This is a genomic window from Shigella sp. FC1567 (assembly GCF_001743015.1).
Lineage (GTDB): Bacteria > Pseudomonadota > Gammaproteobacteria > Enterobacterales > Enterobacteriaceae > Escherichia > Escherichia coli.
Window position 1 is genome coordinate 1 of record NZ_MIIV01000279.1, and the last position, 1,306, is coordinate 1,306.

The 1,306-nt window shown below is 49.8% G+C and carries 1 pseudogene; it reads left to right on the forward strand.

Annotated features, from left to right (window positions below):
- The first annotated feature begins 129 nt into the window (after positions 1–129).
- Positions 130–1,256: pseudogene (locus tag BHE85_RS15720) on the forward strand (IS110-like element ISSso6 family transposase).
- Positions 1,257–1,306 lie beyond the last annotated feature (50 nt).

A 1,306-nucleotide genomic window follows, 5' to 3' on the forward strand; every position in this document is an offset into this window, starting at 1 on the left:
TAAGGCAGTATGACTTTCCGTGAGACAGATGCTGGCCAACGTGGGATATTTAACGCGGGTTAACATCGTTGTCAGAGCCGCATGGGTGAGCTGTTGCTACACCCCGGTATTTCCACCACGGAGGCCAGCATGAACAACAATAACACATTGTACGTCGGGTTAGATGTTCACAAAGAATCGATTACTGTCGCTTATGCTATCAATTCAGAACCTGTTGAACTGATGGGTAAAATTGGCACATCACCTACTGATATTCAGAATCTTTGTAAACGTCTCAGGTCAAAGTCATCGCAGGTCAGTATCGTTTATGAAGCGGGGCCCTGTGGTTATGGACTTTATCGTCGGCTGGTGAAATCCGGTTTTGACTGCATGGTCTGCGCCCCCTCACTTATCCCGAAAAAACCGGGGGAGCGGGTTAAAACCGATCGCCGTGATGCCATCAGACTTGTGCGTTCACTGCGTGCAGGAGATCTTTCTGCTGTCTACGTACCCGGCATTGAAGATGAGGCATTCCGGGATTTGGCCCGGGCATGGGCATCTGCCCGCGATGATTTACGGCATGCAAGGCAACGTCTGAAATCGTTTCTTCTGGTTCATGGGGTCCATTATGTCGGGCGAGCAGATTGGGGCCCTGCACACCGACGCTGGCTCAGCAAATACTCATTCGAAAGTCCCTGGCGACAATTAGCTTTTGACGAACACCGTCGTACAATAGAAGACCGGCAGGCACAATGTGAACGGCTGGAATCCGCCCTGAAGGAGGCCGTTACCGAATGGAGGCTGTATCCGGTAGTAGAGGCGCTGCAAGCCATGCGAGGGATTCAGTTTATTACTGCGGTTGGATTAATTTCTGAACTGGGTGATCTGACCCGTTTTGAACATCCACGACAACTGATGTCATGGTTTGGTATCACGCCATCAGAATATTCATCGGGTGGAAGCAGACATCAGGGCAGCATTACCAAAGCCGGAAACAGCTATGCCAGAAAGCTATTGGTCGAGGCAGCGTGGAGTTACCGTCATCCGGCACGCATCAGTCCGGCAATACAAAAAAGCAGGAAAATTTACCCCGCCCCGTCATTGACAGAGCATGGGATGCTCAACTCAGGCTTTGTAAGAGGTATCGAAAACTTCAGGCCAAAGGAAAGAATGTCAATATTACAATTGTTGCTGTTGCACGTGAGCTGGCGGGTTTTATCTGGGATATGGGCCGAATAGCAATGTCTGTCGCACAACAACCACAATGTCACAAATAAAAAATGAGAATAACCAGTTCCCTGAAGGCGACGTAGCCCGGTACAAGAGT